Origin of the sequence: Ensifer sp. BR816 (assembly GCF_000378985.1) — a bacterium.
Taxonomy (GTDB): domain Bacteria; phylum Pseudomonadota; class Alphaproteobacteria; order Rhizobiales; family Rhizobiaceae; genus Sinorhizobium.
The window spans coordinates 125,190-145,889 of record NZ_KB905372.1 but is presented as its reverse complement, the minus strand read 5'-3'; the positions used below and the strand labels follow the sequence as shown (position 1 = coordinate 145,889).

15 protein-coding genes and 2 pseudogenes are annotated in these 20,700 nt (G+C 57.7%); 4 read left to right on the top strand and 13 right to left on the bottom strand.

Annotated features, from left to right (window positions below; genetic code table 11):
* From RHIBR816_RS0133170 to RHIBR816_RS0133160, 3 genes are all read right to left on the bottom strand, one after another.
* Positions 1-1,410, bottom strand: a complete 1,410-nt coding sequence (locus RHIBR816_RS0133170) for an aldehyde dehydrogenase family protein (protein WP_018240890.1) — start codon at positions 1,408-1,410, stop codon at positions 1-3.
* A gap of 142 nt (positions 1,411-1,552) precedes the next feature.
* Positions 1,553-2,956: an aspartate aminotransferase family protein gene (locus RHIBR816_RS0133165; protein WP_018240889.1), complete on the bottom strand. Its 1,404-nt coding sequence runs from the start codon at positions 2,954-2,956 to the stop codon at positions 1,553-1,555.
* Positions 2,957-3,195: 239 nt separating this feature from the next.
* Entirely contained in the window at positions 3,196-4,374 is a 1,179-nt protein-coding gene (locus RHIBR816_RS0133160; RefSeq protein WP_026187715.1) for a Xaa-Pro peptidase family protein, read from the bottom strand.
* 345 nt (positions 4,375-4,719) lie between these two features.
* On the opposite strand from RHIBR816_RS0133160, the pseudogene RHIBR816_RS37335 reads away from it, so the two are divergent.
* A pseudogene (locus RHIBR816_RS37335) lies at positions 4,720-5,221 on the top strand (transposase); the annotation flags it as partial.
* A 139-nt stretch (positions 5,222-5,360) separates the two neighbouring features.
* On the opposite strand, the gene RHIBR816_RS0133145 reads toward RHIBR816_RS37335, so the two are convergent.
* Positions 5,361-6,503 carry a M20 family metallopeptidase gene (locus RHIBR816_RS0133145; RefSeq protein ID WP_026187714.1) on the bottom strand — a complete coding sequence of 381 codons (1,143 nt, stop codon included), beginning with the start codon at positions 6,501-6,503 and terminating at the stop codon, positions 5,361-5,363.
* A gap of 34 nt (positions 6,504-6,537) precedes the next feature.
* The gene (locus RHIBR816_RS0133140; protein ID WP_018240883.1) at positions 6,538-7,737 is read right to left on the bottom strand and encodes an aminotransferase class V-fold PLP-dependent enzyme; all 1,200 of its coding nucleotides are present in this window, start codon (positions 7,735-7,737) and stop codon (positions 6,538-6,540) included.
* Between the two features lie 491 nt (positions 7,738-8,228).
* Between RHIBR816_RS0133140 and RHIBR816_RS0133135 the strand changes: the two genes are divergently transcribed.
* Positions 8,229-8,693 carry an Lrp/AsnC family transcriptional regulator gene (locus tag RHIBR816_RS0133135; protein WP_018240882.1) on the top strand — a complete coding sequence of 155 codons (465 nt, stop codon included), beginning with the start codon at positions 8,229-8,231 and terminating at the stop codon, positions 8,691-8,693.
* A 242-nt stretch (positions 8,694-8,935) separates the two neighbouring features.
* Positions 8,936-9,025: pseudogene (locus RHIBR816_RS37835) on the top strand (IS5/IS1182 family transposase); the annotation flags it as partial.
* Between the two features lie 251 nt (positions 9,026-9,276).
* Here RHIBR816_RS37835 and tnpB read toward each other — a convergent pair.
* The 8 genes from tnpB to ectB form a co-directional block, all read right to left on the bottom strand.
* Positions 9,277-9,558 (bottom strand): IS66 family insertion sequence element accessory protein TnpB, encoded by a 282-nt coding sequence (tnpB, locus tag RHIBR816_RS35140; RefSeq protein ID WP_018240880.1) that lies wholly within the window; start codon positions 9,556-9,558, stop codon positions 9,277-9,279.
* Entirely contained in the window at positions 9,555-9,926 is a 372-nt protein-coding gene (locus RHIBR816_RS36915) for a transposase (RefSeq protein WP_084811396.1), read from the bottom strand. The genes tnpB and RHIBR816_RS36915 overlap by 4 nt, the downstream gene beginning before the upstream one ends.
* A gap of 99 nt (positions 9,927-10,025) precedes the next feature.
* Positions 10,026-11,711, bottom strand: coding sequence for a GMC family oxidoreductase (locus RHIBR816_RS0133115; protein ID WP_018240878.1), 1,686 nt, complete (start codon positions 11,709-11,711; stop codon positions 10,026-10,028).
* A 442-nt stretch (positions 11,712-12,153) separates the two neighbouring features.
* Positions 12,154-12,972: an ectoine/hydroxyectoine ABC transporter substrate-binding protein EhuB gene (gene ehuB, locus RHIBR816_RS0133110; protein WP_018240877.1), complete on the bottom strand. Its 819-nt coding sequence runs from the start codon at positions 12,970-12,972 to the stop codon at positions 12,154-12,156.
* A gap of 55 nt (positions 12,973-13,027) precedes the next feature.
* A complete protein-coding gene (locus RHIBR816_RS37830; RefSeq protein ID WP_157628313.1) occupies positions 13,028-13,279 on the bottom strand; it encodes a hypothetical protein in 252 nt (83 codons plus the stop codon).
* Positions 13,280-13,304: 25 nt separating this feature from the next.
* On the bottom strand, positions 13,305-14,477 hold the full coding sequence (locus RHIBR816_RS0133105; protein ID WP_018240876.1) for an amidohydrolase: 1,173 nt from the start codon (positions 14,475-14,477) through the stop codon (positions 13,305-13,307).
* Positions 14,478-14,589: 112 nt separating this feature from the next.
* Positions 14,590-16,065 carry an aldehyde dehydrogenase gene (locus RHIBR816_RS0133100; protein ID WP_198294206.1) on the bottom strand — a complete coding sequence of 492 codons (1,476 nt, stop codon included), beginning with the start codon at positions 16,063-16,065 and terminating at the stop codon, positions 14,590-14,592.
* 135 nt (positions 16,066-16,200) lie between these two features.
* Positions 16,201-17,541, bottom strand: a complete 1,341-nt coding sequence (gene ectB, locus RHIBR816_RS0133095; protein WP_052522790.1) for a diaminobutyrate--2-oxoglutarate transaminase — start codon at positions 17,539-17,541, stop codon at positions 16,201-16,203.
* 1,187 nt (positions 17,542-18,728) lie between these two features.
* Between ectB and acs the strand changes: the two genes are divergently transcribed.
* Entirely contained in the window at positions 18,729-20,687 is a 1,959-nt protein-coding gene (acs, locus tag RHIBR816_RS0133090) for an acetate--CoA ligase (RefSeq protein ID WP_026187710.1), read from the top strand.
* Positions 20,688-20,700 lie beyond the last annotated feature (13 nt).

Below are 20,700 nucleotides of genomic sequence, written 5' to 3'. Positions count from 1 at the left end.
TCACCCGCGATTGATGCAAACCACCTTTGGCTGGGTCATTTCTTCGTAGGCGAAGCGCACGCCTTCCCTGCCCATGCTGCCATATTTGAAACCGCCGAAGGGCATCGCGTCGAACCGATAATCCGACGAGTCGTTGATCATGACGCCCCCGGCCTCGATCCTGTTCGCCGCCTCGAGCGCAACATTGAGGTTGCTGGTGAAGATGCCGGCATGCAGGCTGTAGTCCGGAGCGTTGGCCATTGCGATCGCTTCGTCGAGCGTCTCGAACGGGGCGAGCATGACGACAGGGGCGAACACTTCTTCCTGCCACAGGCGGCAAGTCATCGGCGTGCCTTCGAGAACCGTCGGGTGGTAGAGCGATCCCTCGCGCTTGTGGCCACAGAGCAGTTTCGCACCAACGGCGATCGCGTCATTGACGGCGGCTTCGGTGCGCTCGGCCACCTCCTTCGAGATCATCGGACCGACATCGGTACCCTCAAGCAGCGGATCGCCGGCATTGAGCTTCTTCGTGGCGGTGACAAAGGCGTCGCGGAACCGCTGGTAAAGTCCTGCCTGGACGAGAACACGCTGGGCGCCGATGCAATTCTGGCCGGCGGCCCAGAAGGCGCCAGAGACGCAGCCTTCGACGGCTTTGTCGAAATCGCAATCATCCATGATGATGACAGGAGCATTACCGCCGAGTTCCATCGCGAGCTTCTTGAGGCCGGCCTTTCGGCTAATCGCCTCGCCGGTGGCAAAGCCGCCGGTGAACGAGACCATGCGCACATCGCGTTCAGAGATCAGAGCCGTCACCAATTCCCGGTCACCGTGAACGGTGGTGATGATCTCCTTCGGCAAGCCCGCTTCCACAAGCACCTCGACGAGCCTGATCGCGGAAAACGGCGACAGGTTCGACGGCTTCAGCAGCACCGCATTGCCGCCGGCAATCGCCGGGCCAAGCTTGTGGGCGACGAGATTGAGCGGATCGTTGTAGGGGGTAATGGCCGTGATGATGCCGAGCGGCTCGCGGGTGAACCAGCCCTGGCGCTGCTCCGATCCGGTATAGGCGTCGAAAGGCACGATCTCGCCGGCGTTGCGCTTGGCCTCTTCCGCCGACAGCTTTAGCGTATTGACGCAGCGCAGCACTTCCTTGCGCGCCTGGACGATCGTCTTTCCGGCCTCGCGCACGATGGTTTCGGCAAAGACGTCGCGACGGCGCTCGATGAGCTGAGCTGCCTCCTCAAGAATGCTTGCCCGCTTGTGCCGTGGCAGGTTCCGCGACAGCTCGGCGCCGCGCCGGGCGCGGGCGATGAGTTCACCGATCTCGCTGGCATCCGTCGCGTCAATCGTTCCGAGGACAGATCCGTCATAGGGGCTATGGACGGTGATCGGCGCCAAGCTGGTCGTGATATGAAGTTTGGCAGCGGTCATAGGCCGGCTTCCTCTTCCCTGATGGTGGCAGCAGTGCTGCGCGACGGTTGAGCTTATCGGTCAGGGCAAGGGGTGGTCCCCTGCCCTGTTCCGAATGCGTTTGATGCGAATAGTGCGGCCGAGGCGACCCGGCCGTCTTCACTCAGACCTTCTGGCCGTCGCGTACGAGCTCGTCCATGACAGAGCGCACCGCCTTTTCTGCAATGGTGACGATCTCGTCGATCTCCGCCTTGGTGGTGACGAGCGGCGGCGCAAAGCCAAGGATGTCGCCATGTGGCATCGCGCGGGCAATGAGACTGCGGTCGCGGGCGGCCTTGGACACGCGAGCACCGACCTTCAGCGACGGATCGAAGCGCTTCTTGTTGTCGCGATCGCCGACGAATTCGATGGCGCCCATCAGGCCAACGCCACGCACTTCACCGACGATCGGCAGCTGCGCGAACTTTTCCTTGAGCTGGGCCTGGAAATAGCCGCCGACCTCACGGGCGTTACCGGGCAGGTTTTCCTTCTCGACGATGTCAAGAACCGCATTGGCGGCAGCAGCGCCGATCGGATGGCCGGAATAGGTGTAGCCGTGCGAGAAGGCGCCGACCTTGTCGGCTCCCTCTTCCATGACCTTGTAGACCTTCTCGCCGACGATCGCGGCCGACAGCGGGAAATAGGCAGAGGTCAGGCCCTTGGCGACGGTGATCAGGTCCGGTTCGATGCCGTAGTGCTGCGAGCCGAACATTGAGCCGGTGCGGCCAAAGCCGGTGATCACTTCGTCGGCAATCAGCAGCACATCGTGCTTCCTAAGTACCGCCTGGATCGCTTCCCAGTAGCCTTCCGGCGGCGGGGTGATGCCGCCGGTGCCAAGCACCGGCTCAGCAATGAAGGCGCCGACATTGTCCGGACCGAGTGTCTCGATCATCTCGTCGAGCTCGGCAGCACGGCGGGCGGAGAATTCGCGTTCGGTCTCGCCGGGGTTGGCGCCCAAATAGTGATGCGGCACCCCGGTATGGACGATTTGCGGCAGCGGCAGGTCCATCTGGTCGTGATAGAAGCTCATCCCGGTCATCGAGCCGGAGACGACGCTGCAGCCGTGATAGCCGCGCTCACGCGAAATGATTTTCTTCTTCGTTGGCTTGCCGCGCAGGTTGTTATAGTACCAGACAAGTTTGGCCTGGGTCTCGTTGGCGTCTGAGCCGGACATGCCGTAGAACACCTTGCTCATCTTGCCCGGCGCCATCTTCACAAGACGATCGGAGAGGAGCGCAAGTTCATCGGTCGTGTGCGCGGCATAGGAATGGTAATAGGCAAGCCGATAGGCCTGACGCGAGATCGCCTCTGCAACCTCGGTGCGGCCGTAGCCAACATTAACGCAATAGAGGCCGGCGAAGCCGTCGATAAGCTGCTTGCCGTGCGCATCCTGAATGCGAATCCCCTTCCCCGTCTCTACGATCGTCGGTTCGCCAAGCTTGCCGGTCGCAAAATCCTTGAGCTGCGTGAAGGGATGTAGGACCGAATTGCGGTCCTTCTCGCTAATATCGTTGACATTGATTGTCATGTATGCATCCTTTCAAGCTGCGCCAACACAACGCAGACTTTCATTTACTCTATAGACCCAGGAACTATCTCGGGTAGCGGCTGGCGAAAGCGTTGCCCGCAGATCAGGTGACCTTAAGAGTACAATTTCTGCGATTTTTCCGGGGCAACCTCATTCCTCAAGAGCCTCTTGCCCACGCGCAGTTCCTGGGCGTCTTTGGGGTAGCTTCACCTCGGTTTCCCGCTGGTCTGTCCGCGCCGTTAGCGTACGTGAAGTTGACGAGGGAAATTCGTTAATATTTCGCACCCTGTTTCCGTGACGCGGACCGTTTCGCTCGTGCCCGCGTCGGCAAAACCGAACACCTTCACCAGAGAAGGAATATGGAACGTCATGTTGGGGCGCAACGTTCGCGTTTCTCCGCGCTTGAAGGAAAGGATGTAGCCTTCGCCCCAGTCAGGCGGAAAATTGATGCCGATGGAGTACCCGGTCCGTTTAAAACGGCCTTCATAGCCACCCTCGGTTACAGCAGCCGACCAAACATTCCAGACCTCGCCTAGCGGCCGCCCGGGTCGAATGGCGTTGATCATTTTTTCAAGCGCCTTACGCGACACCTCTTCCATTCGCTCCATCTCGCGATTGGCCGGTTTGACCAAGATGAATCGCATTAGCGCAGCACTGTAGCGATGAACACACCCGGAGATTTCCAGCAGGACGGGATCACCCTCTTGGACCTTTCTCCCGGCCCATGTCGCATGAGCCTGGCTTGTGCGCACGCCTGATGAGACAAAAACAGGCAATCCCGGATATTCGCTTCCCATACTTGTGACGGCTCGCTGGATCTCCGCCGCAATGTCGTTTTCATTGGCGCCAGCCTGGATCTGAGATATGCCCATCTCCATGCCCACTTCCGCAATGCGTGCAGCTTGGCGAATATAGTCCAACTCGAGGTCTGACTTGACGACCCTCGAGCTTTCCACGGTGAAGGAGCCGTCTTTGAACTTTGCGTCACCGAGCATCTCCTTCAGGCGCTCGTAGTCGACAATCGACAAGAACCAGCTGATTTTCTCAATGCCGATCACCGCATCGGCATAGCCCATTGTTCGGATCGTGTCGGTCAGCAGTTCGATCGGCGATTCATGGTCCATGTAGCTGGAAGACTGCTCTATCCAAGACAACACTTTGACGTTCGTTTCTTCGATGCCGCGTGTAATGTGAACCGGGTCCCCGGAAATGGGGATGAGCAGGAATTGGCTGCTGAAATATCCAACGGTGTGATAGCCGCTCATGTAGTAGATGTTTTCAGGCGTGCTCACGACCAAAAGGTCCAGCCCTCTTTCTGTCATTTCTTGGCGGACGACTTTCAGACGCCGTTGAAATTCGTCGACGGGAAAAGCGAGATCTTTTTCCACAACGGCGTCGTTCATTCCAGGAACTTTCATCTTACCCCATCCTCGATGTCGGAGCTGCTATATCCTGAACAGTAGCAGCGATATCAGTGAGACTTGACGCGATTGACGGGCGCTTTACGCAGGATTGCTGCGTAATGCTCACCCTTGCGCATGGTTCCTGCGCGCGATGGACTTAAGCCCACCGTGTGGATCGTCGCATGTCTTTGAGTGCTTCACCAATGGCGCCTGGGACTCGGATACAAGGGTAGACAAGAAAAATGCGAATTCAGCGGCGGTTTGCGATAGTGTGCTTAAGGTTTTGCAATTTCTCTGATAGGGACGGTTATGGAGGCTTGTGATGTCCACGTCACCTGCTTCCCTCGCGAGGACGCCACCATGACCAAGACTGAAGATAAGGCCGCCAGCGACGCCTCAAAGATATTCTGCTTTCAAATCCCTATGGGCTGCGGGAAGTGATCCGGGCGGTGATGCAGGAGGTGCTGGAAGCCAGAAATAGACAAGGCTTTGGGCGCAGCGATGGCGAACGCACGCCGAGCCGCTCGGCTACCGGTCCGGCCATTACAGCCGCACGCTGATTAGCCCGGTCGGTAAGCGGGAGTTGAGCGTGCCGCAGGATCGTTCGGGCACTTCTCCACCGAGTTGTCCGATCGGTGCCAGCGCTCCGGAGCGAGCGCAATGGCCACGCTTGCGAAGGTGTATAGGCGTGCCCTCGATCATTTGCCACGCAAACACGGCGATGATTGCCTGCAGGAACTGCGCTGGATCGATGATCGCCGCGACCTCGCCGAAGCGAGACCGACCATGCTGCCGGGCTCGGCAAATGGTGCTGGTCGAGGAAGCCATCGAGCAGACGGTCACTTCCTTCTGGCTGCCGCGCAGCATCACAACCCGTGGCAGGTCAGCACCTCAAGTCGACCAAATGCTCGATACCGGAACTCGGCCAGCAGCTGCCGGCCAAGTCAAGTCAAAAACCTGGTGCGGTGGGAAAACAGCACCAATCTGCATCGAGTGTGCGTCTAGTAACTGAGCATGATACGTCGATAAATTTCTACTGACTTGGATAATTGGTCCAATTCGACGAACTCATCGTTCGTATGAGCGCGATCGATACTTCCTGGCCCCAGAACGATGCAAGGGATTCCCGCCAGGGACAGCTGACTAGCATCTGTCCCGTAAGGAACTCCGACGTATGTACCGGTCCCGGCTACATCCGCACAGGCCTGCGCTGCCACGGCTGCTATCTTGCTCGACTCGGCACTGTCCGGAGCCGGGTCTTCAAGCGCGGGTAGCAAGGAGCGGACGCTGATGTTTTCTCGGTCGCGCAACGTCTGCAATATATCCTCTACTTCTTGTAACGCCTGGTCTGGTCGCTCGCCGGGAACCAAGCGCCTATCCACCCAGATGCGACACGACGGAGGAACGGTCGTCAGCTCCAGCCCACCCTCTATAAGACTTACAGTCAAAGTCGGAGGGCTGACCAAAGGTTGCGTGCGAGAGGCAAGGTCCTGGCCGTGTTCGTTAAGTGCCAAAATGACCTTGGCCATACCCGTTATTGCGTTGATGCCAAGGTGGGGTTTCGAAGTGTGTGCCGGGACACCCTGAACTTCGATTTGCCAGCGAACAGAGCCTTTATGCGCGACCACGAGTTCCAGCTCGGTTGGTTCGCCCACAACTGCGGCATCATATGACGTGCCAGCGAGAGCGATTGCCCGAGCGCCGATCTTACGATACTCCTCATCGATACTGGCGGCGACCACAATGGTGGCATTGGGCTGGCGGCCTCCAAGGCTAGTGAGGGCAACCAACATCGCCGAAAGGGAACCTTTCGTGTCGCAACTCCCTCGACCGTAGACTCGACCGTCTCTCTGCTCACCAGAAAACGGATCAGAAGCCCAATTGTCAGTCGGCACAGTGTCCATATGGGCTACAAAAAGAACGCGGCGATCAGGATCCTTTCCTGGCACCCAAGTCAACAAGTTGGAGCGGCCATCAACTACATGTTGGAGCTCATACGGAAGTTGTCGGTCCTTACAGAACCTTTCGAGATATTCGGCAACCCGCTGTTCTCCGCTCCCCTTTGGCGAGAGTGACGGGTTCACGCTCTCAATCTTAACGAGATCCTGAAGGAGCGCGACGGTATCTGTGCTGAGCGATGACATAAATTCTCCTGCTTCCGTGCAATATCGCGGCGAACTACTTCAGCCAGTTCCTTGTCAGGTCGACAACTTGATCGACCTCGTCCTCTGTGTTGTAGAGATGAAGCGAGAACCTGAGCATTCCGCGCCGGGACGATACTTGAACTTTGTTTTCGTTAAGATAGCTCTGTAGTTCCTGAACGAAGGGTGCGGCCGCTTGAGCGCCGGAGAGCGTGGCGACGTCGCCGAGCGCCACAATACTTCCCGTTTGCTTGCCCGGGGCTCCCCCGCAGACAGGCAGTCCGAGCTCCAATAGCCCCGAAGCCAATCGCGTGGCCAACGCTGTGACGTGCCTATCGATTGCTTCGGTTCCAATCTCCAGCATTTGCCCCATGGAGGCATATGCAGCGATCATACCTGGAAAGTTGTAATGGCCCACATCAAAACGAGGAGCCCCGTCCCGCAGCTTGACCGCTTTGAGGATGGGAGCAGATTCTGGCGCATTTCCAAGGTCAACGCTGAAACGGGCAAGATAGGCGGGATTGAAACGATCGGCCCACTCCCGGCGGCAATAGAGAAATCCTGATCCATAAAGGCCCATGAGACCTTTCACAGTCGAGACTGCCAAGCCATCCAACCCCATTTGGGAAACATCGGTGTGGAGGATCCCGACCGACTGGGTTCCATCGGCGAGAAGAAAAGCGCCTGATCGCCTGCAGGCTTCGGCTATCGGTTTCGTCACCGTCCGGAAGCCAGGAACCATAGTCGCAGTGGAAACAGCCACCACGCGCGTCTTGGAATTGATCGCGTCGATGATAGCGTCGACCGGGATTGCGCCGTTGTCCGGCTCAACGACTTTCAGCTCGATATTGTGCAGCGCTTTAACCTGCAGCCAGGGCAAGATGTTGTTGGCATGCTCCAATTGAGGGCAGAGCACCACGCGGTCTCCGGGCCGCCAGTCGATCGCGTTGGCGATAATATTGATGCCCTCCGACGCATTCTTTGTAATCGCTACTTCATCTCGGTCAGCACCGACGAACTTCGCAAACCTGGCACGGGTTTTTTCGACATCCTTCAGCTGAGGGAGTTCGTCGTTTTCACCGTACAATCGGTTGTCTAGATGCTGCTCAAAGGACGTCCTTGTAGTGCGCGAAATGAGCCCCTGATTTGCAACGTCCATGTAAACGTAGTTCTGGGTTGCGGGAAACTCGTGCCGGAGGATGTTCAAGGGAAGCAAACTGCTTTCTGTACCAGTCATAGCGGCTCGTCAAATTGGTGGACGATGGTACCTTTACCGGCGTCCAGCGTTAGGGAATTCGCTCGAATATCCGCGCTATCAATTGCGCAGAACCAGCTCGGTCGCTGATGTCTTCACATTATCCTTTTGTCGGTGCAAAAACTGGGCTATTTTGGCATGCCGCTGAGGCTTTGCTGCGCAGGCATCGCTTTTTTGCAGTTTTTCCTCGTGCTGAGATAACGTCTGGCTGCGCTCTATGATCAACGCTGCTGCTTGCGGACCAAGTTCGGAGTTAACCCGATGTGTCACTCCCCTGCCGCATCGAGATGACCACTTCGTGCGACCGCTACCGGAGCGCTGGTCATATGGAGCAGGCTCCCGGAAGCGCCTTTATGCAGCGGAAAGCATTTACAATCCCTCAATTTGGACTTTCCTCGGGGAGCAAATCGCCCTAAATATCGTCTCCGAGCTTTTTTTCTGCGCCGACGAGCGCATACCTGCAGGATTTGGCAATGGATCTGGATAGGATAGATCGAAAGATTCTTAATGCAGTGCAGCACAACAACCGCCTCACCACAGAAGAATTGGGGGAGCTTGCCGGACTTTCGGCTACCGCTTGTCAGCGGCGTCTCAAGCGGCTTCGCGATGACGGTGTGATTGAGGCTGATGTCTCTATCGTGTCGCCCGACGCCGTCGGGCGACCCATGGTCATGCTGGTGTCAATCAGTCTTGAGCGCGATCGCTCGAATATCATCGACCGATTTAAGCAAGCGATTAGGAAGACGCCAGAGATCATGAGCGGATTCTATGTGACAGGTGAAGCCGATTTTGTTCTAATTATCTCCGTGCGAGACATGGTAGAGTACGAGATGTTTACCCGCCGCTTCTTCTACGAGAATCCTGACATCAAAAGTTTCAACACAATGGTGGTAATGGACCGCACCAAAGTCTCCTACACCGTTCCGATAGATGAATAAAATGGGCACGTCCAAAGTCGGTGCGGCCGATGTTCCGAGTGGGTAGCCAATAAAGGCGAGGCGCCCCAATTATCATCAGCGATCCGCTCACACACATTCAGAAGAACTGACAAATCGTGCCGACACAAGAAGAATCACTATCGGACCTACGGTCAGGATCCATTGATTGGATGCGTCTGATGTGATTCAGGCTCCGTAAGGAGATTGATTAGAAGCACCTCTACTGGCTAACAGATGAGTAAATGGTGCGGCTTGCGCCGTATTTTCCCAAAAGCCACGGCAAGCCGCGTGTGGATGACCGGCGAGTTCTGAGCATCTTTCTCAACCGCAATGTCCCGCTCGGCGACGACGGTGTCGCGCTCGGCAACAACGACATCACTTCAGCCTGCAACATCTCACGTTCGGAAAGCAGCGCCAGATAGGCGCTCGCAAGGTCCGCAGGAAGATCCACAGGCTTCGAAGTCATGAAGCCATTCGATCAGATTCACTCAATATTTTCAATGCAATAATGCTATCCGACCCGTGTCGGACGCCAGGTTTCCTGCGGATTGCGCCAGTCGATCCCGGACAACAGATAAGACAATTACGCCGGTGAGATCGCTACCACACCGCCCTCCATATTCGGCCAGATAAACCGGCCCTTCTCCAGCCGCCGGGTAAAAAGGCAGGCGCCCAGACCATCATGCCAGATGATCTTCAAAATATCCGATCTGCGCCCCCGGAAGACGAAGAGATGCCCTGAGAATGGATCATGCTGCAGAACCGCCTGCACCCGAAGCGCCAGGGCGGGAAAGCCACAGCGCATGTCCGTATAGCCCGTCGAAAGCCAGACCTTGACCCCTGTTCCCATCGGAAACGGATTCATCGCAGCGCCTCCAGTCCACGCAGGATCCGAAGCCGCGCTTCAACGTCGACATCGCGGTCCACGATCACACGGCGACCATTCGCGCTGACAACCTCCATCCGACCGGCGGCCGGCAATGACCCTGCTGCCGGCTCTACCTCTGGGACAAGCAGCGCCGGGACAAAGCCACCGACAGGCGACGCAACATCCAGTTGCCACGCTCGTGCGAGCCGGCGACATTCATATAACTGCGAACGCGATATTCCATGTCGCCGCGCCGTCGTCGCACACAAGCCAGGTTCCGAATAGCTCTCGGCGACAATCTGCAGCTTCATCTCTTTGCTGAAGCGTCGCCGCCGGCCGTTATCGATAATCTCAAGTCGTTCCATTCCGCACTGTCCGTATTGACGCCAATAAGGACAGTCAGTGCCAAATCCGACAATTCTGACAAGGCGGCCCACTTCGGATGTGTACTAATCGATTCATGATTAACCCTTGTACCTTTCTCTCAGGATCGTATCCGCCATTTTTTCGGCTACCATAACAGTTGGAATGTTAGTGTTCGCGCGTGGGCAGTGTGGCATGATCGAGGCGTCAGCGATCCTAACTCTCGTAACACCGCGGACCCTCCCTGAAGGATCGGTCACAGCCATGCAGTCCAACTTACCTCCCATCCGGCAACTTGAAGTCGGGTGCCAATTGCCGGTCACGTTTTCGCGCACGAAACGATGTAACGCCTCCTCATCGGCAAGAAGATCTGAGAATGTTTGACCATTTGTGATGAGGTGCTTTATCAGGCTACGGCGGAGTTTTGGGGAACTATCCATCAGCTTTGCTAGCACGGATGTCAGTCCGTAGTTGAGGTGATTGATCTGGCTGATCTGCTTGGCTCGCCAGTTCCAAGCCGAAGGGAATGGATCGAGTGCAACTCCCGACAAAGCATCTTGCTTCAGTAACCGCCCCAGGAACTGGAAGCCTGCTTTCAATCGCGCCAAATCGCGTTGGTCGCTTAGCCAGTTAAAATCCACCTCTGGCTCTACGTTGTGCGAGGAATGTCTGAGCGTGACCGCTCCGGTGGAGTAGCTACGATTCACCCATAAGAAGAGGGAGCCAAGGCGCTTACCGAGCGGATGCCATGCTGACTTTGCAACTGCAGATATTGCCATATCCGTCGATGGACACGCTTCGTGCCCCGACGAATAACGTGCATGCATCTGTATATGGCCGCTCACGTTAGGTGACATCCGACCGCTCGGCTCCAAATAGGCCGAAATCGCGATGCCGGGATGCTCCTGCAGACCTTGCCCTACGCCTGGAACGTCTGCAACCATGGGAATTCCCAGCCTAGTGAGATGTTCGCCAGGCCCAACCCCCGAACGCATCAGAATTGCGGGTGTATGAAGCGATCCCGCGCAGAGAACCACATTGGAGCAGTGAACCACCTGTCGACCGGAACTGTTCTCGACCTCAACAGCAGTGATCACGTTATCCCTGAATACCAGCTGCACCACAGTCGTGTGCGGTAAGATCTTCAAGTTCGGCCGGGACCGTACAGTTTCGTTCAGGTACGCTATTGCCGTAGACACTCTGTGGCCGTCGTTATTCGTCAACGGTACCACGGAATACCCATCGCCAAAGGCGCCGTTGAAATCGGGCCTAAAGGGAATACCGGCGAGCTCATAGGCCTCGGACACCGCCCTGATGAAGCCCGACCATTCCGACTGCCGAACGCGTCTTATTGGCAGCGGGCCATCCTTGCCGTGAAATTCACCATCGAAATCTAAGTCCGTTTCGAGACGGCGGAAATAAGGTAAGACCTCGTCCCAACTCCAGCCGGTAGCGCCATTTGCCGCCCATTCGTCGTAGTCGCCAGGACCCCCCCGATTCGCCACTTGGGCATTAATACTTGACCCCCCACCGATTACGCGAGCCTGCTCATAATGTTGAGCTTTTCTCCCGTCCCGCACCGCCCGGGCTTTGAGAGATGACCATTGATAGGCCGGATTGAAATATGCGCGAGTGGGGTCGCCATCTAGTATATCGTCGGGGACGGCGTCAGGAGGCGTGTCGGGACCAGCTTCGACGAGCAGAACACGTTTCCCATCGGCGGAAAGCCTATTCGCCATGACGCAGCCAGAAGAGCCGCCGCCGACAATAATATAGTCGAACGTCAAATTGATACCCCCATTCAGCTAGGCACGGACTATCGAGTACTTGTCCGCAGGAGTGGTTCGATGGATGTTGTCAGATACGAATACCAGCCTTTGCAAGCTTCACTCGTGCGCCAGCAATCCGCTCAGTTTCTGCAGCATTCTCGCCTTCGGGAGATTATGTTCTCCGCTAACTTCCTGACCAAAACTCCCCCTTTACCTCTGGGCTATACGTGAACACCGCCCCTCAAAGCCGTACGTCGTGCTGTTGAAGATCGCGAACGCCTCGTCTTCGCTCTCGTATGGGATCACCGGCGACCACGGGCTAAAGAGCTTTTCGTGCCCACCCGCATCGAGCTGTCGACGTCGCGGAAAACCATCGGCTGCGCCCCTCCGAGTGAAACCACCAGTCACAAACCTGGCACTCGTGCGCGTCCAGGTGCATGAGTCATACCGGCTAGGGGGTTCAATGCTTGCAAAGATCAGCGGTCCGGGTGTCGTCCGGCAGGGTGGCTCTTGTGTAACCGTATTCGCCGACCGACGCCATCATCTCGGCGGAACCGATATAGTCTTTGAGCACCGCATTAAAGGCGTCGACCGCGCCCTGTTGGTTGGGCAAAAAGGCGAAGGCGGGATAGCCGATGGCGGGCGGAGTAAACGGATCGGCAAGCTCAACACTGTCATCCTTATCGGCAAATTTCTTTACAGTGAAGTAGTCACCGGCGCCGGCGTCGGCGCGGCCGGCCTTCACTGCTTGCAGGATCTCCGCCGGTCCCGCGACCTGCAGGAGCTTGTCCTCGGAAATGCCGATTTTTTGCGCATAGTCCACTGAATCGTAGCCGGCGGCAGTGACGAAGATGAGGCCTTTGTCGCGCACGTCCTCGTAGGAGTGCAGTCCATGCGGGTTGCCCTTCGGCACGAGCAGCCCGTCTGCGGCCTTGCCGAGCGGTTCGGTGAATAGGACGTTGCGGCAGCGCTCCGGGAGGATAAACATGCCGCCGGTAATAATATCGAAGCGGCCCGCCTGCAGGCCCGGGATGAGCGAACCCCATTCGGTGACGACCGGCTCGACGTTTGTCGTGCCCAGCCTCTTCAGAATGTCCAGCGTCATTGCATTGACGAAGCCCAGCGGCTTGTTCTTCTCGCCGGGGTAGGCCCAGGGAATCTCGTTGGAGAAGCCAATCCGGATCGTCTCTCCGTTCTTGATCTTATCAAGCAGCGACCGTGCAGAAGTCGATCCGGCAAATGAGAGGATCGCCATCGCAGCTATGCCGAGTGCAGCCATTCCCCTCAGGATTGCACGTCTCGAGGGAAGTTCTCTATTTTCGTCGTGTTCCCGCTTACCCATCTGAAATTCCTCCCAAGTCAAGTTTTCGTTCGCTGCTTCCACCAAAACACATCTGTCTGCGTTGTAAATCTAGCAGCGAAAGATGAGCGATCCGCGCAATCGGCCTTCGTGAACGCTGGAAACCGGCTTTTCTTGTTCTTGCGGAGGATTCGACGAGCTTTTGGCGGGGCTGGAGTTCAGGAATGTGCGGACCGAACGTCGCCTGGCCGGCGCCACGGCTCACGACCAGCCCGCCCATATCCATCGGTTGTGTTCTCCCGTCAAACACCTCACGCCGCAAGCGTGTTTTCCACGAGTTTGATCCAGAACGACGTTCCATACGGTATTGCCTCGTCGCTGAAATCATAGGCGGCGTGATGCAAACCGGCGCTATCCCCATTTCCGCACCAGATGAATGCACCCGGTCGCGCCTCCGCCAGGTAGGAAAAATCCTCCCCTCCCAACACGGGAGGCGTCTCGAGCACATTGTCCTCGCCGGCCACGTCCTTCGCCGCCCTGATTGCAAGTTCGGTCTGCATTGCATGGTTGAAAACAACGGCGTCGCTGCTCTCAATCTTGAGATCTATCTTGGCGCCAGTTACCAGGGCGATACCGGCGACAATCTCGCTCACCCGCTTTTTGACCAGCTGACGCACCTCCGGCGTCAGCGTTCGCATGCTACCTCGCAACTCCGCTACCTCCGGAATGACTCTCTGGGAGCCCCCGGATTGCAGTTGGTGAAACGAAATCGCCGCCGGCTCCAATGGATTGACGTTTTGCGCCACGACTTGCTGCAGGGCCATGATTAACTGAGCGGCGACCAGGATCGCATCTATGCATTGATGCGGCATTCCGGGATGGCCGCCGCGGCCTTCGATTTTGACCTCGATGCTATCGGTTGCGGCCATGACCGGGCCTTGCCGGATGCTAAAGGCACCGATTGGCAAGCCTGGCAGATTGTGCATGCCATAGACGTGCTCGATGCCGAAGCGCTCCATCAGGCCGTCCTCAAGCATCGCTTGAGCGCCCGTACCCAGCTCTTCCGCAGGTTCAAAGATCAAGACTGCCGTGCCGGCAAAATTGCGGGTTTCGGCGAGGTAGCGTGCTGCACCCAACAGCATCGCCGCGTGCCCGTCATGACCGCAGGCGTGCATGAAGCCATTGACCTTCGAGGCATAGGGCAGTTCAGTCGCCTCCTCGATCGGCAGCGCATCCAGATCGCTGCGCAGCCCGATGACCTTAGGCTTGCGGTTTCTCGCGGCCCTCTTTCCGGTGACAACGCCGACGACGCCGGTCCTCCCAACTCCGGTCACGACCTGATCACAGCCAAATTCCCGCAGGCGCTCCGCGACGAAGGCGGAAGTGCGGTGTACGGCAAAGCCGAACTCCGGATACGCGTGGATGCCGTGACGCCAGGATACGATATCAGGGAGGAGATCGGCGACTCGTTTGACGATGGCCATCGGAGTTTCCCTTCATGAAGGATTAAGCCAACTCGTCCCTCGAAGTCCGCAGGACTTTGTTAAGCCTGCGAAGAACAACAGACGAGTTTGGCGCGCTCGCACTACACCGCGTTCACCCTTGAGGCGGGAATATCGATTTGGCTTCGAGAAATGCCGACAGCCCCTCAGGCCCCAATTCGCGACCTATGCCACTGCCTTTGATGCCCCCAAACGGCGCGTCAATATGGAGTGTGTAACGATTGATACCGACCACGCCAGCCTCGATACGACGCGCTACAGCCATTCCCCGCTCAGGATCAGATGTAAACACTGCCCCGCCCAGGCCATATGCCGTGCCGTTGCAAATCGCGAGTGCCTCTTCCTCGTTGTCATAGGGGATCACGGACACCACCGGCCCAAAGATTTCCTCTTGGGCAATGCGCATCGAGCTATCGACGTCGCGGAAAACCGTCGGTTGAATGTAATAGCCAGCTTCCAAGCCTGGCGGCCTGCCTCCACCTGCCACGACTTTTGCGCCTTGTGCACGTCCCGATGCGATGTACTCCTCGACCCGGTCCCTCTGCCGTTTCGCCACCAGGGGGCCGACCTGCGTCGTTGGGTCCAGGGGATGCCCCACGACGAGAGCGGCCATTTTGCTTACAATCCCTTCCACGACTTTGTCGTAGCGTTCACGCGGTGCAATCACTCGGGTGAGAGCGTGACAAATTTGCCCGCTGAACGGAATGCATGCCGGCGCAACCAGTGGAAGAAACGTATCGAGATCAGCGTCATCGAGTAACAATGCCCCCGACTTACCACCAAGCTCAAGCGTGACGCGGGCGAAGCGCTCAGCGCAGGCAAGAGCTACCTGACGCCCGGCTTGGGTTGAGCCCGTAAATGACACCTTATCGACTCCTGGGTGCGAGGCAAGCAATGCTCCTGTTTCGCGGCCACCGAAAACGATGTTCACAACGCCGGGAGGGATACCGGCCTCGTCCAAAGCTCCTGCAAGCAAATATGAATCCAGCGATGCTTCAGGTGGGGGCTTGATTACAGTTGTGCAGCCGGCGGCGAGTGCCGGAGCCAGCTTCCACGCGATGGCCCCCTGTGGTCCATTCCACGGCACGATCAACGCTGCAACGCCAACAGGCTCTCTCCGCATGACAGTACGCAAGCCGTGTCCGACGCGCTCGAACTCAACTTCGAACTGATCGGCGACCTCGGCGTAATAGTCGTACAGTTTCGACGTTCCGCCACCGTTTGACTGCACCGAGGCTGCGAAAGGCATGCCAATCTGTGCGGTGACAATCGCGCCAAGTTGCTCGGCGCGTTTGTCAATTGCGCGGGCAAGCCTGCGCAAATGCTTTGCTCGCTCGGATGGCGGAAGCTGCGGCCAGCCGGAGTTTCTGAACGCTTCCCGCGCAGCGTCTACTGCTGCAGCTACGTCTTCCTTGTCGCCATCCGGAATCGTGGCAAACTCGCGCTCATCAGCCGGGTTAATCACTGGGATCCGGGCCGACGAATGCGCCGGTCGGAGTTTCCCGTTGATATAGATATCGACGTGCTCGCCCCTCATCGGACTGTTCACTTCGGCGTTTGTGACTCTCATTTGCATGCCTCTTGCGTTCGTTGATCGGCCCAAAGCGGTGCTGCTCCTCCCGTTAGTGCGGGCGGCCGGGCCAGTATGGATCCCCTCGCGTGCAAGGAGGCGATCCGGCTTGATCGTTGGTCCTTGGAAGACGAGCTACGTATTGACTTCGGCACCGAGAATTGCTGAGGCGGGCCTCTTGTCCAGGCTGGCCTGGACCGCACCAATACTCTCGCGAACGATCGATAGGCCCCGGCGCAAATCATTCTCGGTGATGATTAGGGCGACGAGGAACTTCAATACCTCGCCCCGGCCACCACAGGTCTCGATCACCAGACTTCGCCGAAGAGCTTCCGCCTGAACCTTGCCTGGCAACGACGGATCCTTCTCCGATACAAGACCGTACATCAGTCCTCGGCCGCGCACGGTCAGTCCAAGGTTGGGGAAATCGTTGGCGATCGACTTCAGTTCGTCCGCCAGTATTGCGGACTTCACCGCGATCTCATCCTCGAACTTGTTGTCGGCCCAGTATGTCTCGAGAGCTGCGCGAGCGGCAACGAATGCAAGATTGTTGCCACGGTACGTACCGCTGTGAGCACCAGGCGACCAGATGTCCAGTTCAGGCTTCAAAAGAACGAGGGCCATCGGCGTACCGACCGCTGAGATCGACTTCGACAAAGTTACGATGTCTGGAACGATCCCTGCCGCTTCAAAGCTGAAGAATTTCCCCGAGCGGCCCACACCCGCCTGAATGTCGTCGAGAATGAGCAGGATTTCGTGGCGCTTGGTGAGGTCACGCAGCCGCTGTAGCCACTGAAAACTGGCAGGCCTAATTCCACCTTCGCCTTGGATCGCCTCCAAAATGACGGCGGCAGGTTTGTCCAGGCCGCTGCTCGGATCGTTGAGCAATTTCTCAAAGTAGTCGAGCGTGTCAACCGAACGACCGAGATAGCCGTCGTAGGGCAAAGTCGTCACGTGCGCGAGGCCATACCCCGCCGCACTCCGGTATTTCTTGTTCCCGGTCGCCGCCAAAGCCCCGGCGCTGACGCCATGAAATCCGTTGGTAAAAGCCACAACGTTTGATCTTTTTGTGACTTGGCGCGCAAGCTTGAGGGCCGCCTCGACAGCGTTTGTGCCGGTTGGGCCGGTAAATTGCAGTTTGTAATTCAAACCCCGCGGCTTCAGAATATACTTCTCGAAGGCCTCGATGAATGCCCTTTTCGCGCTCGTTGCGAGATCGAGTCCGTGAATGATGCCGTCCCGCTGGATGTAGTCGAGCAACGGCTTCTTAAAAGCTGGATTGTTGTGCCCGTAATTGAGGGCGCCCGCCCCTGCAAAGAAGTCGAGAAATTCCCGACCATCGGCGTCGATGAGGGTCGTGCCAATTCCGCGATCGAAGACGATGGGAAACGACCGTATATACCCACGGACCTCAGATTCGAGGCGCTCGAAAATTCCGATGCCTGCATCACTCGTAGCGACGGATGTCTTGTTCATAGCCGCAAGCTCCTTCATAGAGTTCATTCCTCGTCTTGCCATTCGCACGAGTTAGTGCAGGCACCGCTTAAATTGTACGACGGACAACTTGGTGATTGGGAATAATGTAACAACGCAAAGCGGGTCGTTTGCGTGTCAAATAGCTCGATTGTGCCGGATTGCAGTTTTTTTTTATGATTTGCGCACAAATCCTGCGCGTTTTTGCATAAAGAGGTAAGACCTATTCACGAGCATGTCGGCCCACGGATAATCTGAGTTGGAAATCACTAACTGCCGTCGGCTACTCGGCGGAGATGACGGGTTCCTCACGTACCGAGGGCGTGTGAATCTGGAGCTTGATGCGCTGAAAATGGCGATAGAGCGCGGCTCAACTAAATGAAGCCGGGAAGCAATATCGGAGGACTCAAAAAGAATTTTCAGCATACACAGCCAAATGCGCGGTCAGGCCTTTTCCCATAGGCGGGGGTTAAAGCCGCAGCAAATTGGTCTGGCCGGTTGGGCGCGCGTCGTTCCGCATTTTATTGATGACTGATTCATTGCAGCGTCAACGGGCGCTAGCGGTCACGAGCTCTCCTTCCGACGGTCGGGGCTCAATCCAGCCACGCTGTTTAGCTTTCCTTCATGATTGATGCGGAAATGCACAGAGGGACGGCCAAGGTGCCGCGGCGGAAACCACTCGCGATGAGTCTCCGGCACTGCTCCCAAACGTGCTGAGCATTACCAGCCGGTGACGCTGGGCCGAGGACATTCTAAAGTAGAAATTTTATCCTTTGGACTGCTAGGCGCCGAAACAGTGCATTCTTTGTGACATTCCGCCGGTTTTCTGCGCCCACTGGGTGCTTTTTCGCCGCAACTCCTTTCTAAGGCTGCTTCCCTACTAGGAAGCGGATCGTGCGGGCACTGCATCAAACTTGCTGCTGCTCGCCCATCACGCGCCAAGTCCGGCGCGGCGGCGCTTGCTACGCCAGGTAATCGAGACGGACACATGATCAGGTAAGAGCGCACTTCCCTCTATCAAATCTAGCGAGATCAACGCGAAGGCTTGGTTTGTCGCTTACGCCCATAGCTTCCCGCGGGAAGTGAGCCATTTCCCGCTAACTAGCCCGGTGCCAACGGTACCGGGCTTTTTTCCCAGACGACGGAGCCGAGCTTCCACGAGCACCAAAATCAAAGGGGTGGACTTGATCATGTCCGAAAAAGCATATCCGGCCACCAGATCCATTCGTACAAACGCTTTGATCGATAAGGCCAAGTACGACAATTGGTACGCCGAGAGCGTCGCCGATCCCGAGACGTTCTGGGGCGAGCATGGCAAGCGGATCGACTGGTTCCAGCCCTATACCAAGCTCAAGAACACTTCCTTCGAGGGCGACGTTTCGATCAACTGGTTCGAAGACGGCCTCACCAACGTCTCCTACAACTGCATCGACCGTCACCTGAAGACGCATGGCGAGAAGACCGCGATCATCTGGGAAGGGGACAACCCCTATATCGACAAGAAGATCATCTATAACGAGCTCTACGACAAGGTTTGCCGGCTCGCCAACGTCCTGAAGAAATATGGCGTCACGAAGGGTGATCGCGTCACCATCTATATGCCGATGATCCCCGAGGCGGCTTTTGCGATGCTCGCCTGCGCCCGCGTCGGCGCGATCCACTCGGTCGTCTTCGGCGGCTTTTCCCCTGAGGCGCTCGCCGGCCGCATCGTCGATTGCGAATCCACCTTCGTCATCACCTGCGACGAGGGCGTGCGCGGCGGCAAGCCGATTCCGCTCAAGGAAAACACCGACACGGCGATCGACATCGCGGCCAAGCAGCATGTGATCGTCAACAAGGTTCTGGTCGTGCGCCGCACCGGCGGCAAGACCGGCTGGGCGCCGGGCCGCGACCTCTGGTATCACCAGGAAATGCTCTCCGTGCCGCGCGATTGCCCGCCGGCCAAGATGAAGGCGGAGGACCCGCTCTTCATTCTTTATACGTCCGGCTCCACCGGCAAGCCGAAGGGCGTCCTGCACACGACGGGCGGCTATCTCGTCTATGCCTCGATGACGCACAAATATGTCTTTGACTACCAGGACGGCGACGTCTACTGGTGCACGGCCGATGTCGGCTGGGTCACCGGCCATTCCTACATCGTCTACGGGCCGCTGGCGAACCGCGCGACCACGCTGATGTTCGAGGGCGTGCCGAATTTCCCGGATGCCGGCCGTTTCTGGGAAGTGATCGAAAAGCACAAGGTCAACACCTTCTACACCGCGCCCACCGCGATCCGCGCCCTGATGGGGGCCGGCGATGCCTTCGTGAAACGCTCGTCGCGCTCGTCGCTGCGGCTTCTCGGTTCGGTTGGCGAGCCGATCAACCCGGAAGCCTGGGAGTGGTACTACAACGTCGTCGGTGAAGCCCGTTCGCCGATCGTCGACACCTGGTGGCAGACGGAAACGGGCGGCATCCTCATCACGCCGCTGCCGGGCGCGACCGACCTGAAGCCGGGGTCTGCGACACGCCCCTTCTTCGGCATCAAGCCGCAGCTCGTCGACAACGAGGGCAATGTGCTGGAGGGGGCCGCTGACGGCAATCTCTGCATCATCGACAGCTGGCCGGGACAGATGCGCACGGTCTACGGGGATCACAAGCGCTTCATCGAGACCTATTTCGCCACCTACAAGGGCAAGTATTTCACCGGCGACGGCTGCCGGCGCGACGAGGACGGCTATTACTGGATCACCGGCCGCGTCGACGACGTGCTCAACATTTCCGGCCACCGCCTCGGCACGGCGGAGATCGAATCGGCGCTCGTCTCGCACCATCTGGTGTCCGAAGCCGCTGTCGTCGGCTACCCGCACAATGTTAAGGGACAGGGCATCTATTGCTACGACTCGCTGATGGCCGGCGAGGAAGGCAACGATGCGCTGCGCCAGGATCTGGTCAAACATGTGCGCGCGGAGATCGGACCGATCGCCACCCCGGACAAGATCCAGTTCGCGCCCGGCCTGCCGAAGACGCGCTCGGGCAAAATCATGCGCCGGATCCTCCGCAAGATCGCCGAGGACGATTTCGGCTCGCTCGACGATACCTCGACGCTCGCCGACCCGGCGGTCGTCGACGACCTGATCGCCAATCGGCAGAATCGCTCAGACGCCGCGTGACGAAGAATCAACA

Excerpts from the sequence above, each read along its gene's own strand:
- RHIBR816_RS0133160 (WP_026187715.1), bottom strand. The coding sequence starts at position 4,374 with ATGAAAGTTCCTGGAATGAACGACGCCGTTGTGGAAAAAGATCTCGCT.
- RHIBR816_RS0133170 (WP_018240890.1), bottom strand. The coding sequence starts at position 1,410 with ATGACCGCTGCCAAACTTCATATCACGACCAGCTTGGCGCCGATCACC.
- RHIBR816_RS37830 (WP_157628313.1), bottom strand. The coding sequence starts at position 13,279 with ATGGATATGGGCGGGCTGGTCGTGAGCCGTGGCGCCGGCCAGGCGACG.
- tnpB (WP_018240880.1), bottom strand. The coding sequence starts at position 9,558 with ATGAATCCGTTTCCGATGGGAACAGGGGTCAAGGTCTGGCTTTCGACG.
- RHIBR816_RS0133165 (WP_018240889.1), bottom strand. The coding sequence starts at position 2,956 with ATGACAATCAATGTCAACGATATTAGCGAGAAGGACCGCAATTCGGTC.
- RHIBR816_RS0133145 (WP_026187714.1), bottom strand. The coding sequence starts at position 6,503 with ATGTCATCGCTCAGCACAGATACCGTCGCGCTCCTTCAGGATCTCGTT.
- RHIBR816_RS0133105 (WP_018240876.1), bottom strand. The coding sequence starts at position 14,477 with ATGGCCATCGTCAAACGAGTCGCCGATCTCCTCCCTGATATCGTATCC.
- acs (WP_026187710.1), top strand. The coding sequence starts at position 18,729 with ATGTCCGAAAAAGCATATCCGGCCACCAGATCCATTCGTACAAACGCT.
- ectB (WP_052522790.1), bottom strand. The coding sequence starts at position 17,541 with ATGAACAAGACATCCGTCGCTACGAGTGATGCAGGCATCGGAATTTTC.
- RHIBR816_RS36915 (WP_084811396.1), bottom strand. The coding sequence starts at position 9,926 with ATGGAACGACTTGAGATTATCGATAACGGCCGGCGGCGACGCTTCAGC.
- ehuB (WP_018240877.1), bottom strand. The coding sequence starts at position 12,972 with ATGGCTGCACTCGGCATAGCTGCGATGGCGATCCTCTCATTTGCCGGA.
- RHIBR816_RS0133135 (WP_018240882.1), top strand. The coding sequence starts at position 8,229 with ATGGATCTGGATAGGATAGATCGAAAGATTCTTAATGCAGTGCAGCAC.
- RHIBR816_RS0133140 (WP_018240883.1), bottom strand. The coding sequence starts at position 7,737 with ATGACTGGTACAGAAAGCAGTTTGCTTCCCTTGAACATCCTCCGGCAC.
- RHIBR816_RS0133100 (WP_198294206.1), bottom strand. The coding sequence starts at position 16,065 with ATGAGAGTCACAAACGCCGAAGTGAACAGTCCGATGAGGGGCGAGCAC.